Source organism: Streptomyces sp. NPDC054834 (assembly GCF_053611185.1).
In genome coordinates this window covers 10672-27321 of sequence record NZ_JBSGZV010000080.1, presented here as the reverse complement: position 1 = coordinate 27321, position 16650 = coordinate 10672, and the positions used below count along the sequence as shown (strand labels likewise).

Genomic DNA, 16650 nt, shown 5'->3' with positions numbered 1-16650 from the left:
GCCCAGGCCGTGCGCGTGGCTCCGCCGCGGCGGGTGCCCGGCCCGGGGCGCGCGCGGCCCCGCGCGCGCCCCGGGGTACGGCCGCCGTGGACCGCATCGGGTCCACGGCCACCGGCCGGGAGCCGTCCCTCCCGTCCGGAGTCCATCACCTGCTCAGCCCTCGGCGGCGATCCGCGCCAGGCGCCGGGCCTGCTGACGCGTCGAGCGGGCGATCTCGTCCTCGTCGACGGTGAGCAGGCGGCCGTCCTCCACGATCTGCCGGCCGCCCACGAACGACGCGGTGACCGGGGCCGCCGCGCCGAGGACCAGCGCGGTCACCGGGTCGGCGATGGAGGCGTGGGCGAGGGTGTCCAGCTTCCACAGCACCAGGTCGGCCAGCTTGCCCGGCTCCAGCGAGCCGGTCTCCCCGGCGCGGCCGAGGACCTGTGCGCCGCCGTACGTACCGAGCCGCAGTGCCTGCCGGGCGCTCAGCGCGGCCTCGCGGTGGGTGCCGAGGCGGTTGATGAGCAGGGCGTTGCGCAGTTCGGTGTGCAGTTCGCCCGACTCGTTCGACGCCGTGCCGTCGACGCCGAGGCCGACGGGGACGCCGGCCGCGAGCATGTCGGGGACCCGGGCGATGCCGGCCGCGAGGCGGGCGTTGGAGGACGGGCAGTGGGCGACACCCGTCTTCGTACGGGCGAACGCGGCGATGTCGGAGTCGTTCATGTGGACGCAGTGCGCCATCCACACGTCTTCGCCGAGCCAGCCGGTGGACTCGAAGTAGTCGGTCGGGCCCATGCCGAACAGCTCGTGGCAGAACTTCTCCTCCTCCACGGTCTCCGAGCCGTGGGTGTGCAGGCGCACGCCGAGGCGGCGGGCCAGCCCGGCGCCCTGCCGGAGCAGTTCGGTGGAGACGGAGAAGGGCGAGCAGGGGGCGACGGCGACCTGCGTCATCGCGTCGAAGGAGGCGTCGTGGTGCTGCTTGACGGTCTCCTCGGTCGCGGCGAGGGCGCCGTCGAGGGTCTCGACGGCGAAGTCCGGGGGCAGGCCGCCGTCCTTCTCGCTGCGGTCCATGGAGCCGCGGGCGAGGGTGAAGCGTACGCCCGTCTCCTGGGCGGCGCCGATGATCGCGCCGGAGAGGTCGCCGGAGCCCTCCGGGAAGACGTAGTGGTGGTCCATGGCGGTCGTCACGCCGCCGCGGGCCATCATCGCCAGTGAGCCCTGGGCCGCCGCGCGGACCATCGGCTCGTCGATGCGGGCCCAGGTCGGGTACAGCGCGACCAGCCAGTCGAAGAGGTTGTGGTCCGTGGCCAGGCCCCGGGTGATCCACTGGTAGAAGTGGTGGTGGGTGTTGACCAGGCCGGGGGTGACCAGGTGCCCGGAGGCGTCGATGCGGCGCACGACGTTCTCCAGGCCCTCCGGGGCCCTGCCGGGGCCGAGCGACTCGATGCGGTTGCCGGCGATGACGAGGTGTCCGGAGGCGTATTCGGTGTCGTCGGCGTCCACGGTCGCGATCGAACAGTTCTCGATGACGAGGCGCTGTGCCATCGTTCGTCCTCTCCTTTCCGTTCCTTTCCGTGTCCGCGTCAGAGGTTGGTGAGGTCCGACGGGATCCGTGCCTCCCGGCCGTCCCTGAGGACGGTGGCCTCGATCAGGCCGTAGGGGCGGTCGGCGGCGAAGTACACCGCTCCGTCGGCGGTGTCGTTCTTGAGACCGAAGGGCTCCAGGTCGACGAGGAAGTGGTGCTTGTTGGGGAGGGAGAAGCGGATCTCGTCGATCTCGGACCGGTGGTCGATGACGCGGGCGCCCATCGCGTACAGCGTCTGCTGGAGCGAGAGCGAGTAGGTCTCGGCGAAGGCCTGGAGCAGGTGCCGCTTGGTCTGCGCGTAGGACTCCTCCCAGTCCGGCATCGGCTGCCCGTCGTCGCTCCAGCCGAACCGCCAGCGGCCGGAGACCTCGGTGGCCAGGACGCGGTCGTGGGCCTCCTTCAGCGTCGTGTACTTGTCCTTGACGTAGCCCCAGAACTCGGAGTCCGTCGAGTTCATCACGACGAGGTCCTTCAGGCCGGAGACGACCTCCCACGTCTCACCGTCGTACGTGATCTGCGTCAGCCGGGTCTCCTGGCCCTTGCGGACGAACGAGTGCGCGCCCTCGCCGGCGTGCTCGATCCGCTCCCAGGCGTACTCCTCGATGCGGATACGGGCCCGGTGGATCGGCTCCTGCGAGGTCACGAAGTGCCGGGCGAGGTGGATGCCGAACTGCTCGGCCGACTCGATGCCGTACTCCTTGGCGAACGCGTACACCGTGTTCTTGGTGGTGTCAGTCGGCAGGACGTTGGCGTTGGAGCCGGAGTAGTGGACCTCGTCCATGTCGCCCGAGAGCGACACGGACACGTTCAGGTCCCTGATGTGGTGGGTGGCGCCGTCCCGCGTGATCTTGACGACTCGGTTCTCGGCCTTGCCGTACTGGTTCTGTCCCAGGATGGGCATGTGTCTGCTAGCTCCCTCGGTAAACGGAGTAGCCGAACGGGTTGAGCAGCAGCGGTACGTGGTAGTGCTCGCCCGGCACGACGGCGAACGTGATCGCCACCTCCGGGAAGAACACGCCGGGGCCGCTGTCCCGATTCGCGGGGGCGTCCTGCTGCGCCTCGGCTCGTTTCTTCTCGAACTTCTCGAAGTACGCCTCGACCGCGAAGTCGAGCCGTACATGGGTCGTCCCCACCGGCAGGTCCGGAAGGTCCTTGCACCGCCCGTCCGCGTCGGTCGCGGAGCCGCCGAGTGCCTGCCATGCGGCGTCCCTGCCGCTGCGGGCCGCGAGCCGGACGGCCACGCCCTCGGCGGGGCGGCCGACGCTGGTGTCCAGGATGTGCGTGGACACGGAGGCGGTGGTGCGGGTGCTCATGGTGTCAGGCGTCCTCTTCGACGAGTCGGGCCAGGCGGATGCGGTTGATCCTGCCCAGCTCGGTGCGGACGATCTCCCGCTCCTGCTCCGGCGGGTTCCCGATCCGCGCCTTGAGCGCGTCCCGCATCTGCTCGCCGGTCCGGCCGGTGGCGCAGATGAGGAAGACGTGGCCGAACCTCTCCTGGTAGGCCAGGTTGAGTTCGAGCATCTCCGCCTTGAGCTCCGCGGAGGCACCGGCCATGCCGCGCTGCTCCCGGGCCGAGGCCGGGGCGCCCGGCTCGGGGCGGCCGATCGGCGGGTGCCCGGCCATCGCCTCCTCGAGGTCCGCGGTGGTCAGCTCCGCCATGGCGGCGTCGCTCGCGGCGTAGAGGTCGTCGGCGGTGGCGTAGGGGCGGCCGGCGAGCAGGCGCCCGCCCCACACGGTGGAGGCGCACGCCTCGTGGAGGGCGGCGAAGGCCGCGTGCTCCTCCAGGACGTTGAACCGGGCCAGGCCCGGGGGCGCGGAAGTCGAAGTCACGGGAGCCTCCGTGGCCGCGAACGGCCTTCGTGCTGAACGGGCTGCCGCCAGCTAACGCCCTCGGCGACACAACGTCAACACTTTGTTGAAAATTCCGCGTGACAAGACGCGGACCGGCGAGAGCGGGCCGGCCAGAGCTCCGCTCAGGGGTGCTTCTCGCGGTTGAGGTAGTTGTAGACGGTGAAGCGGCTGACGCCGAGCGCGCCGGCCACGGTCTCCACGCCGTGCCGCACGGAGAAGGCGCCGCGCGCCTCCAGCATCCGTACGACCTCCTGCTTGGCCTTGCGGTCCAGGTCGGCCAGCGGCTTGCCCTGCTTGCGCTCCATGGCGGCCAGGATGTGATCGAGGGAGTCGGCGAGCTGGGGCAGGCGTACGGCGACGACGTCGACACCCGCCCAGGCCAGCACGACATCGTCGGGGCCGGCCTCGTCCGGCGGCAGCATCTCCCCGCCCATGGCATCGACCAGCGGCTTCACGGCCGTGATGAAGGGCTCGTCCCCGGTCACCTGTCACCCTCCCCGATGACGTTGACCTGGAGCGAGATCCGGGTGGCACCGGCCTCCAGAGTCCTGCGCAGCAGCGCGTCCACCGCGGTGAGGACGGCGTCCGCACCCCCCTCCGCGGTGTTGCCGAAAGGGCCGACGTCCACGGCGTCCAGCTCGGCCGCCTCGACGACCTCGCGCGCCACTACGGCGTGCTCGGGTGCCTGGTCCAGGTCGAAGGGCTCGGTCGTGAACTCCACTCTCAATCGCACGCGCTCAACCTAACGCGCGGCACCGAGGTTCGGGCAGCCCTCCGGGCGCGCAGGCCGCGACGGACGCGCCGCCCTCCCGCGTAGAGCAGACGACAGCAGCCCACAGGGAGGGATCACAACGTGGCAGGGCACAGAGTCAGGGGCGCGCGGGGTACGGCGGTCGCGGCGGCGGCGATGGCGGCGCTGACCGCGTCACAGGCGCCGGGTGCGGTGCCGGCGCGGGCCGACGCGCCGGTGGAGCAGCCGGCCGGGCTCGGGCCGGGCGTGTCCGGTGACAGCCCGTACCGCACGGACCTGCCGCCGCTCGCGCGCAGACACCCGGGCGGGGCGCCCGCGCCGGTGGCCGCGCTGCCCGCGACCGTCTTCGCCGCCTACCGGCACGCCGAGTCGGAGCTCGCGCGGACCGCGCCCCGCTGCCGGCTCAGATGGCAGCTGCTCGCGGCGATCGGCCAGGTGGAGTCGGGGCAGGCGGACGGCGGCCGGGTGACCGCGGACGGCACGAGCGTGACACCGATCCTGGGCCCGCGGCTGCACGGCGGCGCCTTCGCCGTCGTACGGGACACGGACGACGGGGTGTACGACGGGGACCGGGCGTACGACCGCGCGGTCGGGCCGATGCAGTTCATCCCGTCGACGTGGGACCGCTGGGGCGCCGACGGGAACGGCGACGGGCGGGCCGACCCGGACAACGTGTTCGACGCGGCGCTGGCCGCCGGGCGCTATCTGTGTGCGGGCGGGAGGGATCTGTCCGACCCGGCCGGGCTGGACGGGGCGGTTCTCGCCTACAACCACTCGGAGGCGTATCTGCGGACGGTGCGGGCCTGGTACGCGTACTTCCTGGAAGGCCACCGGGTGGTTCCGGACGGCACTGCCACGGCGTCGTCGCGGCCCGCGGCCCGCCCCGGCACCCCTCAGCCGAAATCCCTCCCGAAGCCGGCGTCGTCACCGCGCCCGAGGGCCACTCCGACCCCGTCCCCGGCACCGCCCGCACCCGCCTCGCCGACCCCCTCCAACTCCCTTCCGCCTACCGGGAAAACGGCAGAACCGCTGGTCCCCGTACCCGACCCGGCGACCGCTCTGCCCACCGGCGACCTGCTGCCCAGCGGCGGTCCGCTGACCAGTAACGGCGGGGACTCGATGGCCTCCACCCCCTCCACAACCGCGACTACCGGGCGGTAATGTCGCCACCCGCCGGACGGGACGACACCGGCGGGTGAGTGCGAAGGGGCCCTCATGGCGAGTGACATGCCTGTGGAGACACCGGCCGCCGACGAGCGTTGGCAGCGCATGTGGAGCCACCGCGAGCAGCTGCTCAAGGTGGCCCGGCGCCGGTCGATGAGCCAGGAGGACGCCGAGGACGCGGTGCACGAGGCGATGCTGCGCGCGGCGGAGCGGCCCGACCTGGACGAGGAGCGGCTCGCCGCCTGGCTGACGACGGTCACGATGCGGCTGTGCGTGGACCGCTACCGGCAGGTCAACCGTGAGGCCGAGGTCCGCACCCGCCCGACCCTGATCGCGCCCGCACCGGTGCCGGTCGAGGAGGCCGTGTGCGACCGGGCCGAGGCGAGGTGGCTGGCCGTGCGCAGCGGGGAGCTGCCCGCCCGGCAGGCGGAGGCGCTGCGGCTGAAGTCCGAGGACCTGGACGTGAGCCAGGTCGCCGTCCGGATGGGCCTGAGCTACCGGACCGTCGAATCGCTCCTCGCCCGGGCCCGGCGGACGCTGCGGAACTCGCTGGCCGCGACCCTCGGGTTCGCCGTGTTCCTCATCGGGCGGGGACGGCTGCGGGCCGGTGGCAAGGCGCAGGCGGTGGCGGCCGCGTCGACGGCGGCGACCCTGGCGGTGGCCGGGTTCGTGCTGCCGTACGCGCTGGACCGGGGGCGGCCGGACACGGCTCCCGTGCCCTCCGCCACCCCCGTGTCCGGGACCACCGCCGGGACCGTGCAGCCCGACAGCGCGGACCGGCCGTCCGCCCCCGCCCCGGCCGTCCGCGAACTGTCGGCCGCCTCGCCCGGCGGGGCGAGGCGGCCGGCCGGCGCCCGCGACCGGTCGCTGCTGCCGCTGTCGGTGCCGCCCCTGCCCGCGGCCTCGCTGTCGCCGGCGCCGACCGTCCCCGAGGTGCCGTCCGTCCCGGAGGTCCCGAGCGTGTCGAAGCTGCCGAGCGTACCGGGCATGCCCGCTCTGCCGGACCCCTCCACGACCCCGACGACACTGCCGTCCGTCACCGGAGCTCCTGTCGACGTACCGACCCTGACCCCAGTGCCGTAGGACCTCGAAAAAAGTTCCCCTCTCCCGCGACGGACCCCCGCCCTTCCCCCGTAGAGCAGATGTCGGAGCTGCTCCACGGGCGGAAAGGTGTACCGGATGGGTGTGGAGATCTGTGTGGAAGGGCTGACCAAGTCCTTCGGTCACCAGGTCATCTGGCAGGACGTCTCGCTGACGCTGCCCGCCGGGGAGGTCTCGGTCATGCTCGGCCCCTCGGGCACGGGCAAATCGGTCTTCCTCAAGACGCTCGTGGGTCTGCTGAAGCCGGACCGGGGCGCGGTGAAGATCGCGGGGCGGGACATCACCAGGCTCCGCGAGCACGAGCTGTACGAGGTGCGCAAGCTCTTCGGCGTGCTGTTCCAGGACGGCGCCCTGTTCGGCTCGATGAACCTGTACGACAACATCGCCTTCCCGCTGCGCGAGCACACCCGCAGGTCCGAGAGCCAGATCCGGCGCATCGTGCTGGAGAAGATGGACATGGTCGGGTTGATCGGCTCCGAGGGGAAGCTGCCCGGCGAGATCTCCGGCGGGATGCGCAAGCGGGCCGGTCTCGCCCGCGCCCTCGTCCTGGACCCCGAGATCATCCTGTTCGACGAACCCGACTCCGGCCTCGACCCGGTACGCGTCGCCTATCTCAACCAGCTCATCGTCGACCTCAACGCCCAGATCGACGCGACGTTCCTGATCGTCACGCACGACATCGCCTCGGCCCGCCAGGTGCCGGACAACATCGGCCTGCTGTTCCGGCGCGAGCTGGTCATGTTCGGGCCGCGTGAGGAGCTGCTGACCAGTGACGAGCCGGTGGTCCGGCAGTTCCTGAACGGCCGGATGCAGGGCCCCATCGGCATGGCGGAGGAGAAGGACGCGGCCCAGGTCGAACAGGAACTGGCCGCGCTCGGCGACGGGCACACCGCACAGACCCCCGGCAGCCAGGCTCTGACTCCCCGCCTGCTGCCGGGACCGGGCATCATCCGGCCGCCCCGCTGGGAGGCGATCGCACGGCACGAGGCCGAGCTGCGCCGCCGGAAGGCGGTGGCCGGCACATGAGACTGTCACCGAGCGGAGCGCTGCGGCACTCGGGGAACCTGTTCGCGATGGCCCTGGACGTCATGCGGACGGTGCCCCGACGGCCCTTCCAGGCAAGGGAGTTCATCCAGCAGGCCTGGTTCGTCGCGAGCGTCACCATCCTCCCCACGGCCCTGGTGTCCATCCCGTTCGGCGCGGTGATCGCGCTCCAGATCGGCAGCCTGACCCGGCAGCTCGGCGCCCAGTCCTTCTCCGGGGCCGCCTCGGTGCTGGCGGTGCTGCGGGAGGCGTCGCCGATCGTCACCGCGCTGCTGATCGCGGGCGCCGGCGGCACGGCGATCTGCGCGGATCTGGGGGCGCGGAAGATCCGTGACGAGATCGACGCGATGCAGGTGCTGGGCATCGACCCGATCCACCGGCTGGTCGTGCCGCGCGTGCTGGCCTCGATGGTGGTGGCGGTGCTGCTCAACGGCCTGGTGTCGGTGGTCGGCGTGGCGGGCGGCTACTTCTTCAACGTCGTGCTCCAGCACGGCACGCCCGGCGCCTACCTGGCGTCCTTCACCACCCTCGCCCAGCTCTCCGACCTGTGGGCGGCGGAGATCAAGGCGCTGGTGTTCGGGGCGATCGCGGCCGTCGTCGCCTCGTACAAGGGGCTTAACGCGAAGGGTGGGCCGAAGGGTGTGGGCGACGCCGTGAACCAGTCGGTGGTGATCACCTTCATGTTGCTGTTCGTGACGAACTTCGTGATGACCGCGGTGTACTTCCAGGTCGTTCCGCAGAAGGGCTGAGGCATGGCGCTGTTGAAAGGTCTGGAGGAGCTGGGCGGCCAGCTCTCCTTCTACGGCCGCTCGCTCGCGTGGACCGGCCGCACCGTGCGGCGCTACAAGAAGGAGGTCCTGCGGCTGCTCGCCGAGGTGAGCTTCGGCCGGGGCGCCCTCGCCGTCGTGGGCGGCACGGTCGGTGTGATCGCCTTCCTGTCGTTCTTCACCGGCACGGAGGTGGGCCTTCAGGGGTACGCCGCGCTCAACCAGCTCGGGACCTCCAACTTCGTGGCGTTCCTGTCGGCGTACTTCAACACCCGGGAGATCGCCCCGCTGGTGGCCGGACTAGCGCTGTCCGCGACCGTCGGGGCGGGGTTCACCGCCCAGCTCGGCGCGATGCGGATCAGCGAGGAGACGGACGCCCTGGAAGTGATGGGCGTGCCCTCGCTGCCGTTCCTGGTGACCACCCGGATGATCGCCGGCTTCGTCGCCGTGATCCCGCTGTACGTGATCGGGCTGCTGTCCTCGTACCTCGCCGCCCGCACCATCACCACCGGCTACTACGGGCAGTCGGCGGGCACCTACGACCACTACTTCCAGCAGTATCTGCCGCCGGTCGACGTGCTGTGGTCCTTCGGGAAGGTGCTGGTCTTCGCCGTCCTGATCATCTTGGTCCACTGCTACTACGGCTACTACGCGAGCGGCGGCCCGGCCGGCGTCGGCGTCGCGGTGGGGCGCGCCGTGCGGACCTCGATCGTCGCGATCAACGTCCTGGACTTCTTCCTGTCGCTGGCGATCTGGGGCGCCAACACGACCGTGCGGATCGCGGGGTGAGCCGTATGAGAGTGCTGAGACTGCGGTTGTACGGCGTGCTGTTCATCGTCGTGCTCGCCCTGCTGCTGTCGCTGTCGGTCGCCGTCTACCGGCAGGTGTTCACCCCGGCCGTGCGGATCGAGCTGGAGGCCGACAGCCTCGGCAACCAGCTCGACCCGATGGCCGACGTCAAGCTGCGCGGGCTGGTGGTCGGCGAGGTGCGCGAGGTGCACGCCGACGGGCGGAAGGCGACGCTCGACATCGCGCTCAAGCCGGAGTACGTCGCCGACATCCCCTCCGACGTGCACGCACGCCTGCTGCCCAAGACGCTGTTCGGCGAGAAGTACGTCGACCTGGTCCCTCCCGCGCACGCTGATTCCTCGACCGTTCCTCCCATCCGTGCCGGTGACGTCATCACCCAGGACCGCACCCGCGTCGGCATCGAGTTGCAGCGGCTGATGAACGACCTGCTGCCGCTGCTGCGGACCGTGCAGCCCGGCAAGCTCAACGCCACGCTCTCCGCCTTCGCCACCGCCCTCGAGGGGCGCGGCGACCGTATCGGCGACAACCTCACGCGCGTGGAGGCCTATCTGCACCGCCTCAATCCTCATCTGCCGTCGCTCACCGAGGACTTCGCGCGCCTGGCCGCCGTCGCCGAGATCTACGGCGACGCGGCACCGGACCTGATGGCGATCCTGCGCAACACCGTCACCACCAGCCGCACCCTGGTCGAGCAGCAAGGCCGCATCGCGTCCGCGCTCACCACGACGGCCGGCGCGGCCGCCACCGCGCAGGACTTCCTCGACGCGAACGGCGACCGGCTGATCACCCTGGGCCGGGTCTCCCGCCCCACGCTGGAGCTCTTCGCCCGCTACTCGCCCGAGTATCCCTGCCTCCTCGCCGGCCTGGTCCACGAGGAGCAGGCCTCCGAGCAGGCGTTCCGCGGCGGCACAATGCACATCACGCTGGAGGTGGTGCGCCCGCAGGGGGCGTACCGGCCCGGCGAGGAGCCCCGCTACGCCGACCGGTCGGGGCCGGACTGCCGCGATCTGCCGCATCCTTCCGTGCCCGCGCCGGGTGTCCATCTCGACGACGGTTCGAGGAGCCCGGGTTCGTCCGCTCCGCCCGGCGTCTCCGCCACCCGGGCCGAGCAGCATGCCGTCGGCTCGCTCGTGTCGCCCGTGCTGGGTGTGCCCGCCGATGAGGTGCCGCCGGTCGCGACGCTGTTGTTCGGGCCGATGGCACGCGGAACGGCGGTGAGCGTCGCATGAGGACCCGAGGAGCCCGGCAGACCGCCGCCCCGCTGATCAAGTTCAGCCTCTTCGCGCTGGTGACGATCCTGGCGACGGCGCTGCTCGCCGCGACCATCGCCAGCTTCTCCCTCACCCCCGAGCACACCTACCGCGCGGTGTTCAGCGACGTCACCGGCCTGGAGAAGGGCGACGACATCCGGGTGGCCGGGGTGCGGGTCGGCGAGGTCGAGGGCATCCGGATCAAGGACCGGACGCTGGCGGAGATCACCTTCAGCGTCGGCGCGGACCGGCCGCTGCTCACCAGCACGCACGCGGTCATCCGCTACCGGAACCTGGTCGGGCAGCGGTACGTCGCCCTGACCGAGGGCGCGGGCGACGGCACCCGGCTGAAGCCCGGCGCCACCATCCCGCTGAAGCGCACCCAGCCCGCCCTGGACCTCAACGCGCTGCTGAACGGCTTCAAACCGCTGTTCGCCGCGCTCAGCCCCGGGGACGTCAACCAGCTGGCCACCGAGATCATCAAGACGCTTCAGGGCGAGGGCGGCACCGTCAACAGCCTTCTGGTGCACACCGCCTCGCTCACCACGACACTGGCCGACCGCGACAAGCTGATCGGCTCGGTGATCGACAACCTCAACACGGTGCTGAAGACGCTGGACACGCGTGGCACCCGCTTCTCCCAGCTGCTCAAGGAGCTGCGCCGGGTGGTCTCGGGGCTGTCCGCCGACCGCAAGCCCATCGGTCGGTCGCTGGTGGGCATCGGCGACCTGACGGATGCCACCTCCGGGCTGCTGAAGGACGCGCGGCCGCCGCTGAAGGACGACATCGCCGGGCTGACCGGTCTGACCGGAACGCTGAACGACAACGAGAAGACCGTGGAGGGCGTGCTGAAGCGGCTGCCGAACAAGCTCAACGCACTGACGGGGGCCGCGTCCTACGGCTCGTGGTTCAACTTCTACCTCTGCGACTTCGACGGCCGGATCGTGCTGCCGAAGACGAAGCAGGTACTCACCCCCGATCTGCACGTGGCGAGGGCGAGGTGCGGCGCATGACCCGCAGGAACCGCCCGGAACCACTGTTCAGGGTGCGTATCGACCCGCCGAGGCTGCCGAGGCCACGGCTGCCTCGCAGGACGGGCCGCCCCCGGAAACCACAGCCGCTGGTGAAGGTGCGCATCGAGCCGCCCCGGATCAGACTTCCGCGGATCCGGCGTCCCCGCCCGGTGCCGTTCCGCGACCGCAACCCCGTGGTGATCGGTGCCGTCGGCCTCACCGTCCTCGCGTTGCTGACCGTGGCCGCGTTCAACGCCGACAGCCTGCCGTTCATCGGCGGCGGCAGGACGTACAGCGCGGCCTTCTCGGAGGCGGGCGGCCTCAGGCCCGGGGACGAGGTGCGGATCGCCGGGGTGAAGGTCGGCAAGGTCGAGGACGTCGACCTGGACGGCGACCACGTCAAGGTCACCTTCAAGGTCAAGGGTGATCCACGGTTCGGCACGCAGACCGGCGCGTCGATCCGGGTCAAGACGATCCTCGGCGCCAAGTACCTCGCGCTGTCACCCAAGGGACCGGGGCAGTTGAAGCCCGGCAGCGAGATCCCGCTGGGGCGTACGGTCTCGGCGTACGACGTCGTGCAGGCGTTCAGCGACCTGACCACCACCTCGGAGAAGGTCGACACCGGCCGGCTGGCGAAGGCCCTGGACACGATCTCCACCACCTTCCAGGACTCGCCCACCGAGGTGCGGGCGTCCATCAAGGGCCTGTCGCGGATCTCCCGGACGGTGGCCTCGCGGGACAAGGCGCTGAGCGAACTGCTCCGCCACGCGAAGGGCACCACGGGCGTACTGGCCGACCGCTCGGCGGACTTCACCGCACTGGTCGACGACGGCGACAAGCTGTTCCAGGAGATCAGCAAGCGGCGCAAGGCGATCCACAACCTGCTGAAGACCTCCGCCGCGCTCGGCATCGAGCTCTCCGGACTGGTCGAGGACAACGACAAGGAGATCGGGCCCGCGTTGGGGGGCCTGAACCACGTGGTGCAGATGCTCGAACGCAACCAGGCCAGTCTGGACCGCAGCGTCAAGCTGCTCGCCCCCTATGTGCGGGTCTTCACCAACACCCTCGGCAACGGCCGCTGGTTCGACTCCTACGTCCAGAATCTCGTCGCCGCTCCAGTGGCGCCCCGGACGGGAGGTGCGCGATGAGGAGTGTGCACGGACGCCTGGCCCTGCTCACCGCGCTGGCCCTGGTCGCCGCCCTCGGCTACGTGCTGTGGCCGCGCCCCGAGCCGGTGCGTGTCACCGCGTACTTCCCGCGCACCGTCGGCATCTACCCCGGCTCGGACGTCCGCGTCCTCGGCGTGCGGATCGGCGAGGTCGAGAAGATCACGCCCGAAGGCAGCCGGGTCCGGGTGGAACTCCGGTACGACGCGGGGCGCAGGGTCCCCGCGGACGCCAAGGCCGCCATCATCAACTCCTCGGTGGTCAGCGACCGTTACGTGCAGCTGCTGCCGGTGTACCGGAAGGGCCCGGTGCTGCGCGACGGAGCCGTCATCCCCGAGTCGCGCACCGCCGTACCCGTCGAACTCGACCGCGTCTTCGACAGCCTGCACACGACCGCCGACGCGCTCGGTCCCCAGGGCGCCAACAAGGACGGCGCCCTGTCGCGGCTGCTCGGGGTGAGCGCCGACAATCTCCACGGGCAGGGCGAGAACCTCAACCGGACGGTCCATGACCTCTCGCTGGCGGTCACCACCCTTTCCGACGGCCGCACCGACCTGTTCGGCACGGTGCGCAACCTCCAGGTGTTCACGGCGGCGCTCGCCGCCGACGACAAGAGCGTGCGGTCCTTCGACACCAACCTCGCCGGCGTCGCGAAGCAGCTCGCGGGCGAGCGCAAGGACCTCGCGGCGACGCTCACCAACCTGGGGACGGCCCTCGGTGACGTGGCCGCCTTCGTAAAGAAGAACAAGAAGTCGCTGACCTCGGATGTGCAGGGCCTCAGCAAGGTGACGAGGGTGCTCGTCACCCAACGGGCCGCGCTGGACCAGCTGTTGCGGGTCGCACCCACGGGCCTGTCGAACCTGAACAACGCCTACAACCCCTCCTCCGGCACCCTCGACACCCGCAACAACGCCCAGCAGGCGCAGGACCCGGCGTCGCTGCTGTGCTCCGTGCTGAAGACCACCGGCGACGAGGGCGGCAAGAACCCCGACTGCAAGGAGCTGAAGGAACTCTTCGACTCCCTGCCCGAGCTGCCCAAGTCCCCCGCGGTGACGGGCACGACCGACCGGACGCTCGGCGGCATCCTGGGGGCGAGCGCATGAACCTGCGACGCAAGGGCGGAGCGATCGCCTGGGCGGCGATCGGTTCGCTGCTGCTGTCCGGCTGCGGGTTCAACGGCTGGTACGACATCCCGCTGCCCGGCGGCGCCGCCGCGGACGGCCACGCGTACCACGTCACCGTCGAGTTCCGCGACGTCCTCGACCTGGTGCCGCAGTCAGCGGTGAAGGTCGACGACGTCACCGTGGGCGCGGTCGAGAAGGTGCAGCTGGACGGCTGGCACGCGCGCGTAACGCTGCGGGTCGCCGACTCGGTGAAGCTGCCCGCCAACGCGGTCGCCGAGCTGCGGCAGTCCAGTCTGCTCGGCGAGAAGTACGTGGCGCTCGCCGCCCCGGCCGGCACCGCCGCGGTGGGCCGGCTCCGCGACGGCGACCGCGTCCCGCTGTCCCGCAGCGGCCGCAACCCGGAGGTCGAGGAGGTGCTGTCCGCGCTGTCCGCCCTGCTCAACGGTGGTGGCGTGGCCCAGCTCAAGACGATCACCGTGGAGCTGAACAAGGCCTTGGACGGCCGGGAGAACCGGGTGCGGTCCCTGCTGAAGGAGCTGAACACCTTCATCGGCGGCCTGGACGACCAGCGCAGGGACATCATCCACGCGATCCAGGCCGTCGACCGGCTCGCGGGGCGGCTCGGGAAGGAGAAGAAGACCATCGCCGAGGCCGTCGACACGATGCCGCCCGCGCTGAAGGTCCTCGCCGGACAGCGGCGCGATCTGACGAAGATGCTCACCGCCCTGGGGAAGCTCGGCAAGACGGGCACCAAGGTGGTCACCGCCTCGCACGACGACACGGTGGCCGACCTCGAGCAGCTCCGGCCGATCCTGCGGCAGCTGAACAAGGCGGGCGGCGACCTGCCCAACTCCCTCGAGCTGCTCACCACTTACCCGTTCCCACGCAACGCCGCGGACGCCGTCAAGGGCGACTACGTCAACCTCCACATCACCGCCGACCTCGACCTGGCCGACCTCTACGGCAACGAGAGCGACGGCAACCCCGGGAAGAGCAAGGGAGGTTCGAAGACCCCAGGCGCCCCCGGCGTGCCGGATCTCCCCCACGTCCCGGACCTGCCGAGCGTCCCGACGCCGACCGCGCTGCCGAGCGCACCGAGCCTGCCGTCGTCACCCTCCGTGCCGTCGGCCCCCTCGGGCGGCGGCGGGCCACTGTGCCCGCCGGTGTGCACCAGCGCCTACACCACCGGCGCGAAGGTGCCCGAAGGGATCGACCTCGCGCTGGCCGAACTGATGCTGAAGGGGGTTCAGCCGTGATCACCCGTACGGTCAAGGCGCAGTTGCTCGCCTTCGCCACCCTCACCGCCGTCGGGGTGTCGTACGTCGGCGCCGAGTACACCGGCCTGGTGGACGACGTCCTGGACCGCGGCTACACGGTGCGGGCCGACTTCGCCGACTCCGGGGGCATCTTCCCCGGCGCCGAGGTCACCTACCGCGGGGTACCGGTCGGCCGCGTCGGCGCGCTGCGGCTGACCGGCGCCGGCGGCGTCTCGGTCGCCCTCGACATCGACGACGGGGCGCCGCGCATCCCCGCGGACACCCTTGCCGTGGTGGCGGACCGTTCGGCGGTGGGCGAGCAGTACGTCGACCTCCAGCCGCGTACGTCCCAGGGCCCGTACCTCCTCGGCGGCAGCACCATCCCGCGCGGCAGCACCCGCGTGCCCCTGCCCGCCACGGACCTCGTACTCAGCCTGGACCGGCTGGTGAACTCGGTCGGCAAGGACGATCTGCGGGTCACCGTCGACGAGTTGGGCAAGGCGTTCTCCGGCACCGGGCCGGACCTGAGCCGGCTGGTGGACTCGGGCGACGCGCTCGTCGAGTCGGCGTCCGAGTCGCTGCCGGAGACGGTCTCGCTGATCGAGGACTCGCGGAAGGTCCTGAAGACGCAGGCCGACCAGGGCTCGTCGATCAAGTCGTTCGCACACGATCTTTCCTTGCTCACCGCGCAGTTGAAGTCGAGCGACGGCGACCTGCGCAAGCTGATCGGCAACGCCACGCCGGCCGCGCAGCAGGTCGACTCGCTGCTGAGGTCGACCGGGCCCAGGCTGTCGGTCCTGCTGGCCAACCTGATCAGCGGCGGCCAGGTCACGCTGGCCCGTCTCCCCGGCGTGGAGCAGGCCCTCGTCACCTTCCCGGCGCTGGTGTCGGGCAGCTACACGGTCGTACCGGGCGACGGCACCACCCACTTCGGGCTGGTGGTGAACGCCGACGACCCGCCGCCGTGCACCCAGGGATACGGCACGAGCCGGCGGGATCCCTCCGACACGAGCACGCGCGAGGCGAACACCGACGCCGGCTGCACGGCCCCGCGCGGTGGCAGGACGTCGGTGCGGGGAGCACAGAACGCCCCCGGCGCGGGGGTCGCGTCCGGCAGTGCGAACCAGACGGCGTACGTCACGCCGTACGACCCGGAGACCGGCACCGCGACCGGCCCGGACGGAAGGCCCGTCGAGATCGGCTCGGCGGGCGGCCAGCAGACGGTGTTCGGAAAGGAGTCGTGGCAATGGCTGCTCGTTGGACCGATGGAATGAGCAGGGCCCTGTCGGGCAGAGCGGTGCCGGTGGGACTCGCCCTGGCGACCCTGCTCACGACCGCGCTGACGGTCTGGCTGGGCCTGCGCCTGGACCAGCAGCACGAGACGGCACAGCGGCGCCAGGACGTCCTGGCCGCGGCCCGCCAGTCGGCGCTGAACTTCACCTCGCTCGACTACCGGCACTACGCCCGGGACAGCGCGAACGTCCTCAAGGGCGCCACCGGCGACTTCAAGAAGCAGTTCACCGCGCAGACGGCGCAGTTGACCAGGCTCGTCGCCGAGAACAGGTCCGTGTCCCAGGGCCAGGTCCTGGACGCCGGCATCATCCGGTCGGACACCCGCTCGGCACGCGTTCTGGTGGTCGCCGACAGCAAGGTGACCAACACCGCCGCGCCCAAGGGGCAGGCCCGCACCTATCGGCTGCAACTCGACCTGGTGCAGCGGGGCGGGCGCTGGCTGACGTCCGACGTCGAGTTCGTGGGCTGACAGGCACCACCAGTGAGGAGTACG

At 71.3% G+C, this 16650-nt stretch carries 18 protein-coding genes; 12 read left to right on the top strand and 6 right to left on the bottom strand.

Annotated features, from left to right (window positions below; genetic code table 11):
- Nucleotides 1-153 precede the first annotated feature (153 nt).
- The 6 genes from ACWGJM_RS47105 to ACWGJM_RS47080 all read right to left on the bottom strand — a co-directional run bounded on the left by ACWGJM_RS47105 (nucleotide 154) and on the right by ACWGJM_RS47080 (nucleotide 4151).
- Complete coding sequence (locus ACWGJM_RS47105; protein ID WP_453417952.1) at nucleotides 154-1527, bottom strand: 8-oxoguanine deaminase; 1374 nt, start codon at nucleotides 1525-1527, stop codon at nucleotides 154-156.
- Nucleotides 1528-1565: 38 nt separating this feature from the next.
- A complete protein-coding gene (pucL, locus tag ACWGJM_RS47100) occupies nucleotides 1566-2468 on the bottom strand; it encodes a factor-independent urate hydroxylase (protein ID WP_453417951.1) in 903 nt (300 codons plus the stop codon).
- Nucleotides 2469-2475: 7 nt separating this feature from the next.
- A complete protein-coding gene (gene uraH, locus ACWGJM_RS47095; protein WP_453417950.1) occupies nucleotides 2476-2880 on the bottom strand; it encodes a hydroxyisourate hydrolase in 405 nt (134 codons plus the stop codon).
- Between the two features lie 4 nt (nucleotides 2881-2884).
- Nucleotides 2885-3397, bottom strand: coding sequence for a 2-oxo-4-hydroxy-4-carboxy-5-ureidoimidazoline decarboxylase (uraD, locus tag ACWGJM_RS47090; RefSeq protein ID WP_453417949.1), 513 nt, complete (start codon nucleotides 3395-3397; stop codon nucleotides 2885-2887).
- A gap of 143 nt (nucleotides 3398-3540) precedes the next feature.
- Nucleotides 3541-3852, bottom strand: coding sequence for a helix-turn-helix domain-containing protein (locus ACWGJM_RS47085; RefSeq protein ID WP_453417953.1), 312 nt, complete (start codon nucleotides 3850-3852; stop codon nucleotides 3541-3543).
- Nucleotides 3853-3899: 47 nt separating this feature from the next.
- Nucleotides 3900-4151 carry a hypothetical protein gene (locus tag ACWGJM_RS47080; protein WP_453417948.1) on the bottom strand — a complete coding sequence of 84 codons (252 nt, stop codon included), beginning with the start codon at nucleotides 4149-4151 and terminating at the stop codon, nucleotides 3900-3902.
- Between the two features lie 120 nt (nucleotides 4152-4271).
- Between ACWGJM_RS47080 and ACWGJM_RS47075 the strand changes: the two genes are divergently transcribed.
- The 12 genes from ACWGJM_RS47075 to ACWGJM_RS47020 all read left to right on the top strand — a co-directional run bounded on the left by ACWGJM_RS47075 (nucleotide 4272) and on the right by ACWGJM_RS47020 (nucleotide 16626).
- On the top strand, nucleotides 4272-5330 hold the full coding sequence (locus ACWGJM_RS47075; protein ID WP_453417947.1) for a lytic murein transglycosylase: 1059 nt from the start codon (nucleotides 4272-4274) through the stop codon (nucleotides 5328-5330).
- 54 nt (nucleotides 5331-5384) lie between these two features.
- Nucleotides 5385-6416 carry a sigma-70 family RNA polymerase sigma factor gene (locus ACWGJM_RS47070; protein ID WP_453417946.1) on the top strand — a complete coding sequence of 344 codons (1032 nt, stop codon included), beginning with the start codon at nucleotides 5385-5387 and terminating at the stop codon, nucleotides 6414-6416.
- Between the two features lie 96 nt (nucleotides 6417-6512).
- Nucleotides 6513-7460: an ABC transporter ATP-binding protein gene (locus ACWGJM_RS47065; protein ID WP_453417945.1), complete on the top strand. Its 948-nt coding sequence runs from the start codon at nucleotides 6513-6515 to the stop codon at nucleotides 7458-7460.
- Complete coding sequence (locus ACWGJM_RS47060; protein WP_453417944.1) at nucleotides 7457-8227, top strand: MlaE family ABC transporter permease; 771 nt, start codon at nucleotides 7457-7459, stop codon at nucleotides 8225-8227. The genes ACWGJM_RS47065 and ACWGJM_RS47060 overlap by 4 nt, the downstream gene beginning before the upstream one ends.
- A 3-nt stretch (nucleotides 8228-8230) precedes the next feature.
- Nucleotides 8231-9034: an MlaE family ABC transporter permease gene (locus ACWGJM_RS47055; RefSeq protein ID WP_361439508.1), complete on the top strand. Its 804-nt coding sequence runs from the start codon at nucleotides 8231-8233 to the stop codon at nucleotides 9032-9034.
- Nucleotides 9035-9039: 5 nt separating this feature from the next.
- On the top strand, nucleotides 9040-10284 hold the full coding sequence (locus ACWGJM_RS47050) for an MCE family protein (protein WP_453417943.1): 1245 nt from the start codon (nucleotides 9040-9042) through the stop codon (nucleotides 10282-10284).
- Nucleotides 10281-11318, top strand: a complete 1038-nt coding sequence (locus ACWGJM_RS47045; RefSeq protein WP_453417942.1) for an MCE family protein — start codon at nucleotides 10281-10283, stop codon at nucleotides 11316-11318. Before ACWGJM_RS47050 ends, ACWGJM_RS47045 begins: the two co-directional genes overlap by 4 nt.
- The gene (locus ACWGJM_RS47040; protein WP_453417941.1) at nucleotides 11315-12466 is read left to right on the top strand and encodes an MCE family protein; all 1152 of its coding nucleotides are present in this window, start codon (nucleotides 11315-11317) and stop codon (nucleotides 12464-12466) included. The genes ACWGJM_RS47045 and ACWGJM_RS47040 overlap by 4 nt, the downstream gene beginning before the upstream one ends.
- A complete protein-coding gene (locus tag ACWGJM_RS47035; protein WP_453417940.1) occupies nucleotides 12463-13587 on the top strand; it encodes an MCE family protein in 1125 nt (374 codons plus the stop codon). The genes ACWGJM_RS47040 and ACWGJM_RS47035 overlap by 4 nt, the downstream gene beginning before the upstream one ends.
- On the top strand, nucleotides 13584-14864 hold the full coding sequence (locus tag ACWGJM_RS47030; protein WP_453417939.1) for an MCE family protein: 1281 nt from the start codon (nucleotides 13584-13586) through the stop codon (nucleotides 14862-14864). The genes ACWGJM_RS47035 and ACWGJM_RS47030 overlap by 4 nt, the downstream gene beginning before the upstream one ends.
- Nucleotides 14861-16138, top strand: coding sequence for an MCE family protein (locus ACWGJM_RS47025; protein ID WP_453417938.1), 1278 nt, complete (start codon nucleotides 14861-14863; stop codon nucleotides 16136-16138). Before ACWGJM_RS47030 ends, ACWGJM_RS47025 begins: the two co-directional genes overlap by 4 nt.
- Nucleotides 16135-16626, top strand: coding sequence for a hypothetical protein (locus ACWGJM_RS47020; RefSeq protein ID WP_453417937.1), 492 nt, complete (start codon nucleotides 16135-16137; stop codon nucleotides 16624-16626). The genes ACWGJM_RS47025 and ACWGJM_RS47020 overlap by 4 nt, the downstream gene beginning before the upstream one ends.
- The last annotated feature ends 24 nt before the right edge of the window (nucleotides 16627-16650 follow it).

What these genes read in the sequence shown, in the direction of transcription:
- ACWGJM_RS47105 (WP_453417952.1), bottom strand. Translation starts at nt 1,527, where the DNA reads ATGGCACAGCGCCTCGTCATCGAGAACTGTTCGATCGCGACCGTGGAC.
- pucL (WP_453417951.1), bottom strand. Translation starts at nt 2,468, where the DNA reads ATGCCCATCCTGGGACAGAACCAGTACGGCAAGGCCGAGAACCGAGTC.
- uraH (WP_453417950.1), bottom strand. Translation starts at nt 2,880, where the DNA reads ATGAGCACCCGCACCACCGCCTCCGTGTCCACGCACATCCTGGACACC.
- ACWGJM_RS47085 (WP_453417953.1), bottom strand. Translation starts at nt 3,852, where the DNA reads ATGGGCGGGGAGATGCTGCCGCCGGACGAGGCCGGCCCCGACGATGTC.
- ACWGJM_RS47070 (WP_453417946.1), top strand. Translation starts at nt 5,385, where the DNA reads ATGGCGAGTGACATGCCTGTGGAGACACCGGCCGCCGACGAGCGTTGG.
- ACWGJM_RS47065 (WP_453417945.1), top strand. Translation starts at nt 6,513, where the DNA reads ATGGGTGTGGAGATCTGTGTGGAAGGGCTGACCAAGTCCTTCGGTCAC.
- ACWGJM_RS47060 (WP_453417944.1), top strand. Translation starts at nt 7,457, where the DNA reads ATGAGACTGTCACCGAGCGGAGCGCTGCGGCACTCGGGGAACCTGTTC.
- ACWGJM_RS47055 (WP_361439508.1), top strand. Translation starts at nt 8,231, where the DNA reads ATGGCGCTGTTGAAAGGTCTGGAGGAGCTGGGCGGCCAGCTCTCCTTC.
- ACWGJM_RS47050 (WP_453417943.1), top strand. Translation starts at nt 9,040, where the DNA reads ATGAGAGTGCTGAGACTGCGGTTGTACGGCGTGCTGTTCATCGTCGTG.
- ACWGJM_RS47045 (WP_453417942.1), top strand. Translation starts at nt 10,281, where the DNA reads ATGAGGACCCGAGGAGCCCGGCAGACCGCCGCCCCGCTGATCAAGTTC.
- ACWGJM_RS47040 (WP_453417941.1), top strand. Translation starts at nt 11,315, where the DNA reads ATGACCCGCAGGAACCGCCCGGAACCACTGTTCAGGGTGCGTATCGAC.
- ACWGJM_RS47035 (WP_453417940.1), top strand. Translation starts at nt 12,463, where the DNA reads ATGAGGAGTGTGCACGGACGCCTGGCCCTGCTCACCGCGCTGGCCCTG.
- ACWGJM_RS47030 (WP_453417939.1), top strand. Translation starts at nt 13,584, where the DNA reads ATGAACCTGCGACGCAAGGGCGGAGCGATCGCCTGGGCGGCGATCGGT.
- ACWGJM_RS47020 (WP_453417937.1), top strand. Translation starts at nt 16,135, where the DNA reads ATGAGCAGGGCCCTGTCGGGCAGAGCGGTGCCGGTGGGACTCGCCCTG.